Origin of the sequence: Citrobacter sp. R-1.5.2 (genome assembly GCF_035064245.1) — a bacterium.
In the GTDB taxonomy this organism is placed as follows: domain Bacteria; phylum Pseudomonadota; class Gammaproteobacteria; order Enterobacterales; family Enterobacteriaceae; genus Citrobacter.
Window position 1 is genome coordinate 1 of sequence record NZ_JASEYC010000002.1, and the last position, 15,410, is coordinate 15,410.

The 15,410-nt window shown below is 50.3% G+C and carries 13 protein-coding genes; 5 read left to right on the plus strand and 8 right to left on the minus strand.

Features of this window, described 5'->3' with window-relative positions:
• Together QMN38_RS04020 and QMN38_RS04025 are read right to left on the minus strand one after the other, a co-directional pair.
• A partial coding sequence (locus tag QMN38_RS04020) for an IS1 family transposase (protein ID WP_001392841.1) occupies window positions 1-149 on the minus strand: 149 nt, incomplete at its 3' end.
• Window positions 150-402: 253 nt separating this feature from the next.
• A complete protein-coding gene (locus QMN38_RS04025) occupies window positions 403-606 on the minus strand; it encodes a YfgG family protein (protein WP_071887371.1) in 204 nt (67 codons plus the stop codon).
• Window positions 607-972: 366 nt separating this feature from the next.
• Here QMN38_RS04025 and QMN38_RS04030 point away from each other — a divergent pair, with 366 nt between their 5' ends.
• Window positions 973-3,243 (plus strand): sensor domain-containing phosphodiesterase, encoded by a 2,271-nt coding sequence (locus QMN38_RS04030; RefSeq protein ID WP_323604586.1) that lies wholly within the window; start codon window positions 973-975, stop codon window positions 3,241-3,243.
• Here QMN38_RS04030 and ppx read toward each other — a convergent pair.
• The 4 genes from ppx to purM form a co-directional block, all read right to left on the minus strand.
• Complete coding sequence (ppx, locus tag QMN38_RS04035) at window positions 3,223-4,764, minus strand: exopolyphosphatase (RefSeq protein ID WP_271440151.1); 1,542 nt, start codon at window positions 4,762-4,764, stop codon at window positions 3,223-3,225. The genes QMN38_RS04030 and ppx overlap by 21 nt on opposite strands.
• A 4-nt stretch (window positions 4,765-4,768) precedes the next feature.
• Entirely contained in the window at window positions 4,769-6,835 is a 2,067-nt protein-coding gene (gene ppk1 / locus QMN38_RS04040) for a polyphosphate kinase 1 (RefSeq protein ID WP_323604587.1), read from the minus strand.
• A 189-nt stretch (window positions 6,836-7,024) separates the two neighbouring features.
• Window positions 7,025-7,666: a phosphoribosylglycinamide formyltransferase gene (gene purN, locus QMN38_RS04045; protein ID WP_323604588.1), complete on the minus strand. Its 642-nt coding sequence runs from the start codon at window positions 7,664-7,666 to the stop codon at window positions 7,025-7,027.
• Window positions 7,663-8,700, minus strand: coding sequence for a phosphoribosylformylglycinamidine cyclo-ligase (purM, locus tag QMN38_RS04050; protein WP_323604589.1), 1,038 nt, complete (start codon window positions 8,698-8,700; stop codon window positions 7,663-7,665). Before purM ends, purN begins: the two co-directional genes overlap by 4 nt.
• A gap of 294 nt (window positions 8,701-8,994) precedes the next feature.
• Here purM and QMN38_RS04055 point away from each other — a divergent pair, with 294 nt between their 5' ends.
• The 4 genes from QMN38_RS04055 to QMN38_RS04070 all read left to right on the plus strand — a co-directional run bounded on the left by QMN38_RS04055 (window position 8,995) and on the right by QMN38_RS04070 (window position 13,418).
• Window positions 8,995-10,425: a 6-phospho-beta-glucosidase gene (locus QMN38_RS04055; RefSeq protein ID WP_323604590.1), complete on the plus strand. Its 1,431-nt coding sequence runs from the start codon at window positions 8,995-8,997 to the stop codon at window positions 10,423-10,425.
• 183 nt (window positions 10,426-10,608) lie between these two features.
• Window positions 10,609-11,235, plus strand: a complete 627-nt coding sequence (upp, locus tag QMN38_RS04060; RefSeq protein ID WP_003835110.1) for a uracil phosphoribosyltransferase — start codon at window positions 10,609-10,611, stop codon at window positions 11,233-11,235.
• A gap of 96 nt (window positions 11,236-11,331) precedes the next feature.
• Window positions 11,332-12,621, plus strand: a complete 1,290-nt coding sequence (gene uraA / locus QMN38_RS04065; RefSeq protein WP_003835107.1) for a uracil permease — start codon at window positions 11,332-11,334, stop codon at window positions 12,619-12,621.
• A gap of 95 nt (window positions 12,622-12,716) precedes the next feature.
• Window positions 12,717-13,418: a DnaA inactivator Hda gene (locus QMN38_RS04070; RefSeq protein WP_211924219.1), complete on the plus strand. Its 702-nt coding sequence runs from the start codon at window positions 12,717-12,719 to the stop codon at window positions 13,416-13,418.
• A 34-nt stretch (window positions 13,419-13,452) separates the two neighbouring features.
• Here the strand turns inward: QMN38_RS04070 and arsC are convergent, their stop codons facing one another.
• Together arsC and bepA are read right to left on the minus strand one after the other, a co-directional pair.
• Entirely contained in the window at window positions 13,453-13,812 is a 360-nt protein-coding gene (gene arsC, locus QMN38_RS04075; RefSeq protein ID WP_323604591.1) for an arsenate reductase (glutaredoxin), read from the minus strand.
• Between the two features lie 94 nt (window positions 13,813-13,906).
• Window positions 13,907-15,370, minus strand: a complete 1,464-nt coding sequence (gene bepA / locus QMN38_RS04080; protein WP_271440156.1) for a beta-barrel assembly-enhancing protease — start codon at window positions 15,368-15,370, stop codon at window positions 13,907-13,909.
• Window positions 15,371-15,410: the final 40 nt, after the last annotated feature.

Here is a 15,410-nt window from a genome sequence, read left to right on the forward strand (position 1 = left end):
GGTTGAGAAGCGGTGTAAGTGAACTGCAGTTGCCATGTTTTACGGCAGTGAGAGCAGAGATAGCGCTGATGTCCGGCAGTGCTTTTGCCGTTACGCACCACCCCGTCAGTAGCTGAACAGGAGGGACAGCTGATAGAAACAGAAGCCACTGGAGCACCTCAAAAACACCATCATACACTAAATCAGTAAGTTGGCAGCATCACCCAAATGGTGCGGTGAAGTGGAAGGAAAAGATTGTGTAATTGTGCGGAACGTCGCAGGCATATCCAATACAGCAGTCTGTGTTGTTGGCTGGATAGGGCGAAAAATGTTCGCTCAAATCCCTTACCGGATGGTTAAACATCAGGCGATTAGCCATCCGGTAAGGAATCTTAAGACAGGGGGGATCACAGATACGAGCGTTCAGCGTTCGTCAGTTTGTGCAGGAGAAGTCTGTTGCGGCAAGGTGGTCTGCTGGGATTCTTTCTTGTCCTGGTGGTGGTGCCACGCACCGATAGCAGAGTAGACGAAGCGTCCGAAGAAGAAGATGAAGCTGATAAGCAGTACGATCCGGATCATGCGACTGTTAAATCGGTGTCGTTTGCGTAGGCTGGTAACCTGGCTCACAAAAGGTTCCTTAAAGTGTACCCAACCAGTGGGCGATACTTACATTAAGGCACACTAAGAGGGAATGGTCAATTCTTCGTTATGTAAAATTGCATCATGGGTTTTATCCCCTTATGTTATGGAAATTAATATTATTATTTGCATTAATAATGAATAAACGATCATAAATAAAGAAAAAGGTAATAATTGATTAATGGGGGATATTTTTTTTGACATATATCAAACCTCATCGGTTATCCGTAACTAAAATCGATGAGTCGTTGTGATGTGTATTACATCATAGTTTTAAAGTCAGGTGGGATGCCTGTCTGAATGCCCTTCACAGAAAATACCCCTACATGACGTGAGGGATTCTACTGAGCATCTATGAAACTCAATAAAAACTATATAAGTATTAGAGATAAATGGTGGGCGCTACCCCTCATCTTACCATCTTTACTGTTGCCGTTATTGAGCACTGCCAATACCTACGCACATATTAGTACCGGTACTGTCATCCTTTTCTACCTGCCTTTAGCGCTGACGATTAGCCTGATGTTGTTTTTTAGTTGGGCGGCACTGCCCGGAATAATCATTGCCATCGGTTGGTACAAATATCCGCAGGTTGGGTTATTTGAAACGCTGTCAATTATTACGCACTTTATAGTTACAATGGTGCTTAGTTGGGGTGGATATAAAGTTTTTGCTCCCCGGCGAAACAACGTGGCGCATGGCGACTCCCATCTGATGTTTCAGCGAATATTTTGGCAGGTTTTCTGTCCGGCAACGCTATTCCTGATCCTCTTTCAGTTCGCTGCGTTTGTTGGCGTATACGAGAGCAAATCAGGCATGGTGGGCGTTATGCCCTTTAATACAGGAACGTTGATCAACTACCAGGCTATGCTGGTCGGGAACCTTGTTGGTATTCCTCTGTGCTATTTTATAATCCGAACCATTCGAAACCCGCTGCATATACGGGGCTATTTTTCGCAATTAAAGCAGCAGTTTGATACCAAAGTAACGCGAACAGAGTTTGCTGTCTGGTTGATAATATTGACTTTATTGATGGCTCTGTTGTGTATGCCGTTAAATGAACAGAGTTCGATATTCAGCACAAATTATACCTTGTCTCTGTTACTGCCCGTCATGTTATGGGGCGCAATGCGTTACGGTTACCGATTTATTTCAATGATATGGACAGTCGTGTTGATAACTGCCATTCATTATTATCAGCGCTATATGCCCTGGTATTCGGGTTACGATACACAACTTGCAATTACCTCTTCGAGTTACCTCGTTTTTTCTTTCATCGTAAATTACATTGCCGTGCTGGCAACGCGTCAGCGATTTGTCACCCGACGCACACATCGTCTGGCATATTTTGATCCGATGGTGCATTTGCCAAATCTGCGGGCATTGAACCGAACGTTGAAAAAAGCGCCATGGTCAGTGCTCTGTTTTCTGCGTATTCCGGGCATGGAACTGTTGGTGAAAAACTACGGTATTATGCTGCGTATCCAGTACAAGCAAAAACTTTCTCATTGGATAGCGCCGTTGCTGGAACAAGACGAATATGTTTTTCAATTATCCGGTAATGATTTAATTCTGCGTTTTAATACTGAGTCACATCAGCAGCGTATTGAAGCGCTGGACAAACATATCAGGCAGTTTCGTTTTGTCTGGGATGGTATGCCCCTACAACCGCAGGTTGGGATCAGTTTTTGCTATGTTCGCTCACCCGTTAACCACATCTATCTGTTGCTGGGGGAGTTAAGCACTATCGCCGAGCTCTCGCTGGCAACCAATATGCCGGAGAATTTGCAGCGACGTGGCGTAATGCACCTGCAGCGGGATCTGAAAGATAAAGTGGCGATGATGAACCGTTTGCAGCAGGCGCTGGAGCATGATCGCTTCTTCCTGATGGCACAGCCGATTTTTGGCGTGCGGGGCGATGTTTATCATGAAATCCTGTTGCGCCTTCAGGGCGATGAAGGTGAAACGATTGCTCCTGATAATTTCTTACCGGTAGCCCATGAGTTTGGGTTGTCATCCAGCATTGATCTGTGGGTCATTGAAAATACGCTGAAATTTATGGCGCAGAATCGGGAGAAAATGCCCGCTCATCGTTTTGCGATCAATTTATCACCCACGTCCGTATGTCGAGCCAAATTTCCTCACGAAATCAGCCAGTTGTTGGCGAAGTATCAGGTTGAAGCATGGCAATTGATCTTTGAGGTTACAGAGAGCAATGCGTTAACCAATGCGGAACAGGCGCAGGCAACATTGCTGCAATTGCAAGTTCTGGGCTGTCAGATTGCGATCGATGATTTTGGTACCGGCTATGCCAGCTATGCACGGTTGAAAAATGTGAGTGCTGACATCCTGAAGATTGACGGAAGCTTTATCCGTAACATTGTCTCAAATAGTCTCGACTACCAAATCGTGGCCTCGATTTGTCACCTGGCACGGATGAAAAAAATGTTGGTGGTCGCGGAGTATGTTGAAAGCGAAGAAATACGCAGTGCGGTGATTTCACTGGGGATTGATTATTTACAGGGCTATCTGATTGGTGAGCCGCGGCCGTTGCATAAAACTCTGGAACAACAGGTGCCAGTCACTCTGGCACCTGCCGATCACTCACGCAGCGATATCGGGTGAGTTTTCTTCCTCAATTTTCAGGCGCCAGCCTGTGACGGCCTCCCAGTATTGCTGCTCTTTTTCCAGATCGAGCAACACCAGCGCGTTCTGGCTAAACCAGTCGTGCGGGAAGCGTAGCGTCCAGTGGTTATCGTCGGTAATCAACGTGAGCGTCGGTGGCGTAGTGGTTGCCTGGCGCTGGTTGTTGAGCAATACCCCAAGTCGCAACAGCTGAATTAGCGGCAGGAACTGCTTTTTCTTGAACAGCGTAAAGCGGGGCAAATCATCCAGCTTAACCGCTTTACGATGATAGCGAACCAGGGTCGCCATCATCAGCTGTTGCTCCTGGTTGAAACCTGGCAGGTCGCTGTTTTGCAGAATATAAGCCGAGTGGCGATGCAGTCCGCTGTGGTTGATGTTCAGCCCGACTTCATGCAGCATCGCCGCCCACCGGAGCAACGCTTCCAGTTGCGGGTTTGCCAGTTTAGGTTGCTGCGCATGCCACTGATCGTACATTTGCATGGTCGTTTCCAGTACACGTCGGGCTTGTTCGCTGTCGATATTGTACTGGTTTGCCAGACTGCTGGCGGTACGGCTACGAACATCCTGGTGGCGAAAACGGCCTTCCATCTCATACAGTACGCCTTCACGCAGCGCGCCATCGGAGAGTCGGAGTTCACGAATAGCGAGGGCATCAAAAACACCGCACAGTATTGCCAGACCGGGAACAAAAACCGCCTTTCGTTCTTCTGACAGCCCCGGCATGCTGAGTGCCTCAAAGGAAGCATGCTTCAGGACTTCAGTTGTCAGCTTGTCCAGACGTTCAGGGGTGATAAAACCATCTTTCTCACCCATTTCCAGCAGCACTTCATGCGCGGCTTTGATGGTGCCTGAAGCTCCCAGTGCAACGTTCCAGCCCTGAATTCGAAATTGCCAGGTGAGCGTTTCCAGCTTTTGCGCTGCCGCCATACGGGCTCGCTGGAAGTTTTCCCGGCTGATCGCTCCACCCGGAAAGTACATCTGGGCAAAACTGACGCAACCCATACGGCGACTTTCGACCAGTTTAGGCTCGAAATCTTCACCGATCACCAGCTCTGTCGAACCACCACCGATGTCGATAACCAGCTTACGGCCTTTTTCTGGCTGCGTATGCTCCACGCCCATAAAAATCAGTCGGGCTTCTTCGTTACCGGAAATTATTTCGATCGGGTAGGGGATGACCTTTTCTGCTCGCTTAAGAAAATCGGTCGCATTTAGCGCCTGGCGCAAAGTATGGGTTCCCACGATGCAGACGCTGGAGGGAGGAAATCCCTGCAGACGTTCAGCGAAAAGTGACAAACAGCTTAAGCCGCGTTCCATCGCTTCTTCGCTTAGCTTGTTGTCCGCGCCAAGGCCGTCCGCCAGATGTACGCGTTGTTTCAGTCGCCCGATAATTTGCATTGCGCCATCAACCACGCGGGCAATGACCATATGGAAACTGTTTGAACCAAGGTCGACCGCAGCAAATTCCTGCGGTCGTGGAGACTTGTCGTGTATTGGCATAGAGTTAGTCAGGTTGCTCGAGTGATTTGATGTAGTCGTAAATCGCTAATTGTGACTGAACCTTACGGCGGTTTCCGCGCGGTACGTAGCGATTACTCAGTTCTTTATCAATAAAGCGGGCTTTCACCGTGTCGCTGAACAGGATATCGATAATATCCAGCACGCGCTGCTTAAGACGCGGGTCAAGAAGCGGTGTGGCAACTTCGATACGATAATCAATGTTTCTTGTCATCCAGTCAGCAGAGGAGAGATACACCTGCTTATCTCCCCCGTTCTCGAAGATATAGACCCGGTCGTGTTCGAGATAGCGGTCAACAATGCTGATAACGCGAATATTGTCACTGATGCCTTCCAGATTCGGGATCAGTGAGCACATACCGCGGATCAATAAATTAACGGGGACACCTGAACCTGAAGCCGCATACAGGCGGTCAACCAGCCCTTTATCGACCAGATTATTCAGCTTCAGAGTAATGCCAGAAGGCAGCCCTTGCTGTGCATTAGCGATCTCTTTGTCGATCATGCTGTACAGCAGGCGCCGTGAGTTCTGCGGTGAAACCAGCAGATAATCGAACGTTACCGGGCGATATGGGTTTTCGATGAAGTTAAACACCCGGCGGACTTCGTTGGTAATGCGCGAATCGGCAGTCAGCAGCGAGTAGTCGGTATACAGACGCGCTGTTTTTTCGTTGAAGTTCCCGGTGCCGATATGTGCATAGCGCACGACTTCTTCGCCTTCTTTACGCGAAATCAGGAACAGCTTGGCGTGAATTTTCAGCCCTGGTGCGGAGAAGATGACATGAACCCCCGCTTCGGTAAGGCGCTTAGCCCAATGAATATTGGCCTCTTCATCGAAGCGTGCCTGCAGTTCCACCACCACGGTCACTTTTTTGCCGTTATGCGCGGCATGGATCATCGAGTCGATGATGCGCGAATCTTTTGCCACACGGTAGATGTTGATTTTTATCGCCAGCACGCTCGGGTCGAATGAGGCCTGACGCAGCAGTTCAAGAACGTGTTCAAAGGTGTGATACGGATAATAAAGCAACACATCGCGTTCACGTACGGCATCAAAGCCGTTGCGAAACTTCTCGTTATCGAACCAGATATGGCGCAGACGCGGCAGGGGTTTATTCACCAGGTTAGCTTTGCCAACGTTGGGAAAGTTAATAAAGTCTTTGAAGTTATGATAACGCCCGCCGGGGACAATGGAGTCGTAGCGAGAGATCGTCAGCTTTTCACGCAGTACTTCAACCAGCGCATTGGGCATATCGCGCTGATAAACAAAACGTACAGGCTCCGCGGTCAGACGTTGTTTCAGGCTGGAAGACATGAGCTCCATCAGGCTCGATTCCATCTCATGCACCAAATCGTACTCGGCGTCGCGGGTCATTTTCATCGAATAGGCATTCAGCGCATCGTAATCAAAGAACCCTTTGAAAATGTCATCCAGGCAATAACGCAAAATGTTGTCCAGCAGGATCATCGGTTTGCGACGACGCGGGGTTTCCGGCGGCAAATTCACAAAGCGAGGAACCTTATCGGATGGAATTTCCAGCAAAGCGTAACGGATCGTATCTCCGCGGATAATTTCCACGGCCAGATAAGTGTAATCGTCTTTTAAAAACTGGACTAAATCCGTCTCGCGGTTAATCAGGATTGGCGTAATGTGCTGACGCAGATATTGCTTGAAGTAGTGGCGTAACCAGCTCTGTTGATTGACTGACAACTGGCGTTCGTTGATCAAGAAGATCTGGTTGCGCGCCATCTCCAGCAGTAATTCGTTGTACAGGCCGTCAAATTCCTGATCGGCTTTTAATACGCGGGCCTGGATTTTGCCTAACAGATGGCGGGAGTGAGAGTTTGAACCCTGTTCTTCGCTAATAATGATACGACGCTTCAGTTCGGCAAAACGTACCTTGTAAAACTCGTCAAGATTATTGGAATAGATGCCTAAGAAACGCATCCGTTCGATCAACGGGTTTGATTTATCAGCTGCCTCCTGGAGCACACGTTCGTTGAACGCTAACCAGCTGAGTTCTTTCTCGATATATAGCTTTTCCTGACCCATTACCACTTTTACTCCGTTTCATTCACGGGACACTACCGATTTATTATGGCGAGCATTGCTCTCAGATGTCCAACTGTGCCAGAAAAATATGACAATAAACCGTCTGATAGCGAAGAGAAAGGGGAGAATAACGCGTAGGCCGGATAAGGCATTTATGCCGCCATCCGGCTTTACAGATTGATGAGCCGATTATTCGTCTGCGGCATAACCCTGTGGTGAGAGGCGATTGCCGTCCAGCCATGCGGCGTTATCGCGCATCTTCAGGCGACCGTCGGTAAACCAGCTGACGACCAGCGGATAAATAGCATGTTCCTGCGCCTGAACCCGGGCAGTAATATCATCCTCGCTATCACCTGCAAATACCGGCACCTTGGCCTGGAGAATAACCGGTCCGCCGTCCAGTTCATCGGTGACGAAATGGACTGAAGTTCCGTGTTCTTCATCCCCATTTTCCAGCACCTGACGATGGGTATGTAGGCCTGGATACTTGGGTAATAAAGAGGGATGGATGTTCAGCAGTCGTTCAGAATAGTGAGCGACAAACGCCGGGCTGAGGATGCGCATATAGCCGGCCAGCACGACGACATCTGGCGCATAGGCATCAATTTCCTGAATCAGCTGGCGGTCGAATGCTTCGCGGTTGGCAAAGTGGCTTGCTTCCAGGGAATGTGCCGGAATATTTTCCTCTCGCGCGCGAACAAGGCCGAACGCATCGGCCTTGTTGCTGAATACTGCACGTAGGGTGCCACTGATTTTTTTCTGTTTGCAGGCATCGATTATTGCCTGCAAATTGCTTCCGTTGCCGGAAATGAGCACCACGATGTTTTTCATTCAATGACCACACGCTGTTCGGAATCAGACGCTTTGATGATACCGATTTTCCAGGCGTTTTCACCTTTTGCCTTCAGCAGCGCGAGTGCACTTTCTACTTCGGATTCCGGTAGGGCAATGACCATGCCGACCCCACAGTTGAAGGTGCGATACATCTCGTGCTGACTGACGTTACCTGCAGTTTGCAGCCAGTTGAAGACGGCTGGCCACTGCCATGAGGATTCATCGATGACGGCCTGAGTATTGTCTGGCAGTACACGCGGAATATTTTCCCAGAAACCACCGCCGGTCAGGTGCGCGATAGCATGCACATCAACCCTCGCGATCAGTTCCAGAATAGATTTCACATAAATGCGTGTTGGCGCCAGTAAATGGTCCGCCAGCGGCTTGCCTTCAAGCTCGGTGGTTTCTGGGTCGCAACCGCTGACTTCAACAATTTTACGTACCAGGGAGTAGCCGTTAGAGTGCGGGCCACTTGAGCCGAGCGCAATCAGCACATCGCCATCAGCCACTTTTGAACCGTCGATAATTTCTGATTTTTCGACGACGCCAACGCAGAAACCTGCTACGTCATAATCTTCACCGTGATACATCCCAGGCATTTCAGCCGTTTCACCACCAACCAATGCACAACCAGATTGCAGGCAACCTTCGGCAATGCCGTTGATTACGCTGGCTGCGGTGTCCACATCCAGTTTACCCGTTGCATAGTAGTCGAGGAAAAACAGCGGTTCAGCGCCCTGAACCACGAGGTCGTTCACACACATCGCCACCAGATCAATGCCGATGGTATCGTGGCGTTTCAGATCCATTGCCAGACGCAGTTTTGTCCCTACGCCATCCGTGCCGGAAACCAGTACCGGTTCACGATATTTTTGCGGCAATGCGCACAGCGCACCGAAGCCACCCAGACCACCCATTACTTCCGGGCGACGAGTTTTCTTTACTACGCCTTTGATTCGATCAACCAGAGCATTACCCGCGTCAATATCAACACCGGCATCTTTGTAGCTAAGAGAGGTTTTATCGGTCACTGCTTGGGTCCCCACGCGTTAACTTGCGGTAGCAATTAAATTCGGCGCAATTCTAACAGGGAAAGCAAACGTTTGCGAGCCTGCTTTACAGTGACTTTTATCTGCTGAGTATTTCAGCATTTTACAGTTGTTTATCTATTTGTTTGAACTGAGCCACGAAAATGAAACCGGGTTCAGTCTTGTGCTTGAAACCGGCCTGCTGAATGCACAGTATCGTACTGAAACCGGTTTCTGTTTTCTGTTACGTACCACATCAGGTGCGTTTGAACAGTGCAATCATGATAGGGGAAACGTATGCCTGGGTTTAAAGCAGATTTTATGTGGGGCGGTGCTGTGGCCGCTCATCAACTGGAAGGCGGCTGGCAGGAGGGCGGTAAAGGGATTAGCGTTGCCGATGTGATGACGGCTGGGGCCCATGGGGTAGCGCGTGAAATTACCGACGGCGTGATTGCAGGTAAAAATTACCCTAACCACGAGGCTATCGATTTTTATCATCGCTATCAGGATGATATTAAGCTGTTTGCTGAAATGGGCTTTAAGTGCTTTCGTACCTCTATTGCATGGACGCGTATTTTCCCGCAAGGCGATGAAGCACTGCCCAATGAAGCCGGATTGCAATTCTACGACGATCTCTTTGATGAATGCCTGAAGTATGGGATTGAACCGGTGATTACACTGTCGCATTTCGAGATGCCTTATCACCTGGTGACGGAATACGGTGGCTGGCGCAATCGTAAACTGATCGATTTCTTTGTCCGTTTTGCCGGGGTGGTTTTCACTCGCTACCAGCATAAAGTGAAGTACTGGATGACGTTTAATGAAATCAACAACCAGGCTAACTTCCACGAAGATTTTGCTCCGTTTACCAATTCCGGCCTTAAGTATCAGCCGGGTGAAGACCGCGAACCGGTCATGTACCAGGCGGCGCACTATGAACTGGTGGCGAGTGCGCTGGCAGTAAAGGTTGCACGCGAAATCAACCCGGCATTGCAGGTTGGGTGCATGATCGCTATGTGTCCTGTTTACCCACTGACCTGTGCGCCAGACGATATAATGATGGCGATGAACGCGATGCACCGTCGATATTGGTTTACCGACGTTCACGCTCGGGGCAAGTATCCGCAGCATCTGTTGAACTACTTTGCGCGTCGCGGCTTCGAACTCGATATTACTGAAGAAGACCGAAAAATACTGGCCCAGGGCTGCGTCGACTATATCGGCTTTAGCTACTATATGTCCTTCGCGACGCAGGCAACGGCAGATAACCCGCAGTTGGATTACGACGAATCGAAAAGTCTGGTGCCCAATCCGTATGTGCAGAAATCAGACTGGGGCTGGCAGATTGATCCGGTTGGTCTGCGCTATTCGCTGAACTGGTTCTGGGATCATTATCAGCTTCCGCTGTTTATTGTTGAAAACGGGTTTGGTGCGATTGACGTACAGGAAAGTGACGGCACGGTAGACGATCAGTACCGCATTGACTACCTGGCAGCCCATATTCGTGAGATGAAAAAAGCGGTGGTGGAAGATGGTGTGGATCTTATGGGCTACACGCCATGGGGCTGTATTGATTTAGTGTCAGCGGGAACCGGCGAAATGAAAAAACGCTACGGATTTATTTATGTCGACAAAAATAATGACGGGAGTGGGACATTAGCACGCTCTCCTAAGAAATCTTTTTCATGGTATCAAAATGTCATCCGGAGTAACGCTGAATCTCTATAAAATTCAGTGCATTGATATTAACCCCCGCCCATGTTGCGGGGCTTGTTTTATACTCATCTTCCAGACGCAAATGACTTTGGTTGATCCATATCAAGCGTATCCAGTGTTGCGCCAGAGACGAAAAGCGGTATAATCCGGCGATTTTTTTTGTGGTTGCCACTCGTCTGAGGAAAGGAGAAGAGTATGAAGATCGTGGAAGTCAAACACCCACTCGTCAAACACAAGCTGGGACTGATGCGTGAAAACGACATCAGCACTAAACGCTTTCGTGAACTCGCCTCGGAAGTTGGCAGTCTGCTGACTTATGAAGCAACTGCAGGTCTGGAAACCGAAAAGGTGACCATTGAAGGTTGGAACGGCCCGGTTGAAGTAGACCAAATCAAAGGCAAAAAAATCACCGTAGTCCCCATCCTGCGTGCGGGACTGGGTATGATGGAAGGCGTACTGGAGAACGTTCCGAGCGCGCGTATCAGCGTGGTGGGGATGTACCGTAACGAAGAGACGCTGGAGCCGGTTCCGTATTTCCAGAAACTGGTTTCTAACATCGATGAGCGCATGGCGCTGATCGTTGACCCGATGCTGGCAACCGGTGGTTCCGTTATCGCGACCATCGACCTGCTGAAGAATGCAGGCTGCACCAGCATTAAAGTACTGGTCCTGGTTGCGGCACCAGAAGGTATCGCAGCACTGGAAAAAGCACACCCGGATGTTGAGCTGTACACCGCATCTATCGACCAGGGGCTGAACGAGCATGGATACATTATTCCGGGACTCGGCGATGCCGGCGATAAGATTTTTGGTACCAAGTAAATGAATAAATAAAAAGAAGCCGACTTTAAGAGTCGGCTTTTTTTTGAATAAAACAACCCAATCGCTACTAACACACAATACTCAGAGGAAAACACTATGACGCGCCGTGCTATCGGGGTGAGTGAAAGACCGCCGCTTTTACAGACAATCCCGCTTAGTTTGCAGCACCTGTTCGCCATGTTTGGTGCAACGGTACTGGTGCCAGTCCTGTTTCATATCAACCCGGCTACCGTCCTGCTGTTTAACGGCATTGGTACGTTGCTGTATCTCTTCATTTGTAAAGGTAAAATTCCAGCCTATCTGGGTTCCAGCTTTGCGTTTATCTCCCCGGTGCTGTTGCTGCTGCCGTTAGGGTATGAAGTGGCGCTGGGCGGTTTTATTATGTGCGGCGTTCTGTTCTGCCTGGTTTCTTTCATCGTGAAGAAAGCTGGCACCGGCTGGCTGGATGTGATGTTCCCGCCTGCTGCGATGGGCGCAATCGTTGCCGTCATCGGTCTGGAGCTGGCGGGTGTTGCTGCAGGCATGGCGGGATTGTTGCCTGCTGAAGGGCAATTACCAGACTCGAAAACCATCATCATCTCAATGGTGACGCTGGCCGTAACGGTATTTGGCTCTGTGCTGTTCCGCGGTTTTATGGCGATTATCCCGATTTTGATTGGTGTACTGGCCGGTTACGCGCTTTCCTTTGTGATGGGCGTTGTGGACACCACACCCATTGCGCAAGCGCACTGGTTTGCTCTGCCAACGTTCTACACACCGCGCTTTGAGTGGGTTGCGATTCTGACCATCCTGCCTGCGGCATTAGTCGTTATCGCCGAGCACGTAGGCCACCTGGTCGTCACGGCCAACATTGTGAAAAAAGATCTGATTCGTGACCCTGGCCTGCACCGCTCGATGTTTGCCAACGGCCTGTCGACGGTGATCTCCGGCTTCTTTGGTTCGACGCCTAATACTACCTACGGTGAAAATATCGGTGTTATGGCGATTACTCGCGTATACAGTACCTGGGTTATCGGCGGTGCGGCGATTTTCGCCATTCTGCTCTCCTGTGTGGGTAAACTGGCGGCGGCAATCCAGATTATCCCGCTGCCGGTCATGGGCGGTGTATCGTTGCTGCTGTACGGCGTCATCGGCGCTTCCGGTATTCGCGTGTTAATCGAATCAAAAGTCGATTATAACAAGGCGCAAAACCTGATTCTGACGTCTGTTATTTTGATCATCGGCGTAAGTGGCGCGAAGGTTCACATTGGTGCTGCGGAACTGAAAGGTATGGCGCTGGCGACCATCGTCGGCGTTTGCCTGAGCCTGATTTTCAAAGTCATCAGTCTGCTGCGTCCGGAAGAAGTCGTCCTTGATGCTAAGGATGCGGATAGCCCGCAACAGTAAGTCTCTGACCGGGCAGCATTGCTGCCCGGTTCTATCACGACGTATTTCTGTGTTAAACTCATCTCGATTTTATGAAATCCTGGGTTGAGGTATCTCTGAACACACCGGCACAGCTCTCTCTGCCACTTTATCTTCCTGACGATGAAACCTTCGCAAGTTTCTGGCCGGGGGATAACTCCTCTTTACTGGCTGCACTGCAAAACGTGCTGCGTCAGGAACATAGCGGGTACATTTATCTTTGGTCGCGTGAAGGCGCAGGCCGTAGTCATTTGCTGCATGCAGCCTGTGCAGAACTGTCTGCACGCGGTGATGCGGTAGGGTATGTGCCGCTCGATAAACGAACCTGGTTCGTACCTGAGGTGCTTGACGGAATGGAGCATCTGTCGCTGGTATGCATCGATAATATCGAGTGTGTCGCCGGAGATTCTCTTTGGGAAATGGCGATCTTTGATCTTTACAACCGTATCCTGGAATCAGGGAAAACCCGCCTGCTGATCACCGGCGATCGTCCTCCGAGACAGCTGAACCTGGGGCTGCCGGATCTCGCCTCACGTCTGGACTGGGGGCAAATCTACAAGCTTCAGCCGCTTTCCGATGAAGACAAGCTACAGGCTTTGCAATTACGTGCCAGATTACGTGGGTTCGAACTGCCTGAAGATGTAGGACGTTTTCTGCTTAAGCGTCTGGATCGAGAAATGCGTACGCTGTTTATGACGCTGGATCAACTGGACCATGCTTCGATCACCGCTCAGCGCAAGCTGACGATTCCCTTCGTAAAAGAAATTTTGAAGCTGTAAGTGCCGCAGCCGAAAAACTGCGGCAGTCTTAAGATTAACCGACGATTTCCAGCACTTGCTCAGGTGGGCGACCAATCCGGGCCTGACCTTTCGCTACCACAATCGGGCGCTCCATCAGCTTCGGGTTTTCGACCATCGCCTGAATCAGCGCATCTTCACTCAAACTGCTGTCCGCCAGGTTAAGCGATTTGTAGAGATCTTCTTTCTGACGCATCAGTTCACGCGCGCTGGACATTCCCAGCATCTTTAGCAATTCACGCAGTGTCGCTGCATCAGCCGGGGTTTCCAGATAAAGCACGACTTCTGGGTCTACACCGTTAGACTTTAGCAATTCCAGCGTTTCACGGCTCTTTGAGCAGCGTGGGTTATGGTAAATTTTAATCGCGTCTGACATGACTTCTCCTTGCATGACGATTCGGCCGACCAAATGTGCCTGCCGCAGGCCGGATAAGACGCAACAGCGCCGCCATCCGGCAAGTATTCAATGGTTACATCTTCGAGTACGGTTTAAAGCGCTCTTGCAGTTGGCGCAGCTGGTCGATACGGGCATCGTATCTGGCCTGCTGCTGGCTGCCGAGTTTCACCTGAGCACTGGCATTGCTGAGCATCGAGATCGCCTGATCAAGACGGCCCGCCAGCGCATACCCTTCAGCACGCGCGGCCAGCTCCTGATCGCGGTTATTCAGGTTCGCTTCCGTTTGCGCCAACAGATCCCAGCCGTTAGTGTCATCTTTATGGTTAAACGTATAGCGATTCAGGATGGTGGCAGCCTCTTTAGCTTGTCCCCCCTGCAAATACGCATTTGCCAGGTTGAGTTGCAATACGGGATTCACGCGCAGATCGCGAGCGTTTTTCAGGCGATTAATGGCATCGCTGGTTTTCTTCTGACCGAGATCGATGTCTGTTGCCAGGTCGAGATACCATGCATTATTCGGATCTGCCGCGAGCAGCGGCTGAAGCGCTTTACGTGCGTCGTCGTATTTACTGGCTTCCATCGCTTGCAGCGCCCGACCGTACTGCGCAGCGCGCTGTTCGCGCACGTTGCCTTTCGACCAGCTATCCAGTAGATCGCTGGTTAACTGATTGCGGCCTGAATTGTACATGCCCAGGGTTCGCGCTTTGGCCAAATAGAAATCTTCTGAAGATTGCACGACGACCGGGCGCATCTGGTTGGCGCGGTTACGCGCATCTGCCAGACGGCTTTCTGGCAGGGGGTGAGTAAGAAGAATTTCCGGAGGACGTGTAGAGTAACGGGCCTGATCGAGCAGTTTCTCCAGGAATGTTGGCATGGCCTGGGGATCGAACCCTGAACGTTGCAGCACCTGAATACCGATGCGGTCTGCTTCCTGTTCGTTCTGCTGAGTAAAGCTAATCATCCCCTGGCGAGTACCCGCCAGCGTACCGGTTAGCGCTGCCATACCTGCCTGCGGGCTGGCCATCGCTAATAAAATCGAGCCTAATGCGCCGACCCATGTCAGCGGTGCGCTACGTTTCTGATCTTCCATCGCTCGCGCCAGGTGGCGCTGCGTGACGTGAGAAATTTCGTGCGCCATTACCGACGCCAGTTGGCTTTCGTTATCGGAATAGCGGAACAGTGCTGAGTGCAATACCACGTTGCCGCCAAAAAAAGCGAAGGCGTTTATTTCATCGTTGTTAATTAAAAAGAAAGTGAAGGGTGTTTTTACGGAGTCTGCATGCGAAACCAGGCGCATCCCCAGAGCATTAATATATTGGGTGAGCAGCGGATCGTTAATTAACGGCGCACTACCGCGCAGTTGGCGAACGTAATAATCGCCCATCTGCATTTCTTGTCCAATAGAAAGCGTACTCCCTGCCGAGGTTCCCATATCAGGTAGGGTATCCGCAGTGTCAGCAAATGCGGGCGCGACCTGACCGACGGTCAGTGCAGCAATGAGGGTAGCAACCAGGTTTTTTTTCAACTGCCTGAACATAACCTCTGTCCTGTATTCTTTTTTGAGATAGCCATTTGAC

Coding starts and splice junctions, on each gene's coding strand:
- QMN38_RS04030 (WP_323604586.1), top strand. CDS start 973: ATGAAACTCAATAAAAACTATATAAGTATTAGAGATAAATGGTGGGCG.
- ppk1 (WP_323604587.1), bottom strand. CDS start 6,835: ATGGGTCAGGAAAAGCTATATATCGAGAAAGAACTCAGCTGGTTAGCG.
- QMN38_RS04055 (WP_323604590.1), top strand. CDS start 8,995: ATGCCTGGGTTTAAAGCAGATTTTATGTGGGGCGGTGCTGTGGCCGCT.
- bepA (WP_271440156.1), bottom strand. CDS start 15,370: ATGTTCAGGCAGTTGAAAAAAAACCTGGTTGCTACCCTCATTGCTGCA.
- uraA (WP_003835107.1), top strand. CDS start 11,332: ATGACGCGCCGTGCTATCGGGGTGAGTGAAAGACCGCCGCTTTTACAG.
- upp (WP_003835110.1), top strand. CDS start 10,609: ATGAAGATCGTGGAAGTCAAACACCCACTCGTCAAACACAAGCTGGGA.
- purN (WP_323604588.1), bottom strand. CDS start 7,666: ATGAAAAACATCGTGGTGCTCATTTCCGGCAACGGAAGCAATTTGCAG.
- ppx (WP_271440151.1), bottom strand. CDS start 4,764: ATGCCAATACACGACAAGTCTCCACGACCGCAGGAATTTGCTGCGGTC.
- arsC (WP_323604591.1), bottom strand. CDS start 13,812: ATGTCAGACGCGATTAAAATTTACCATAACCCACGCTGCTCAAAGAGC.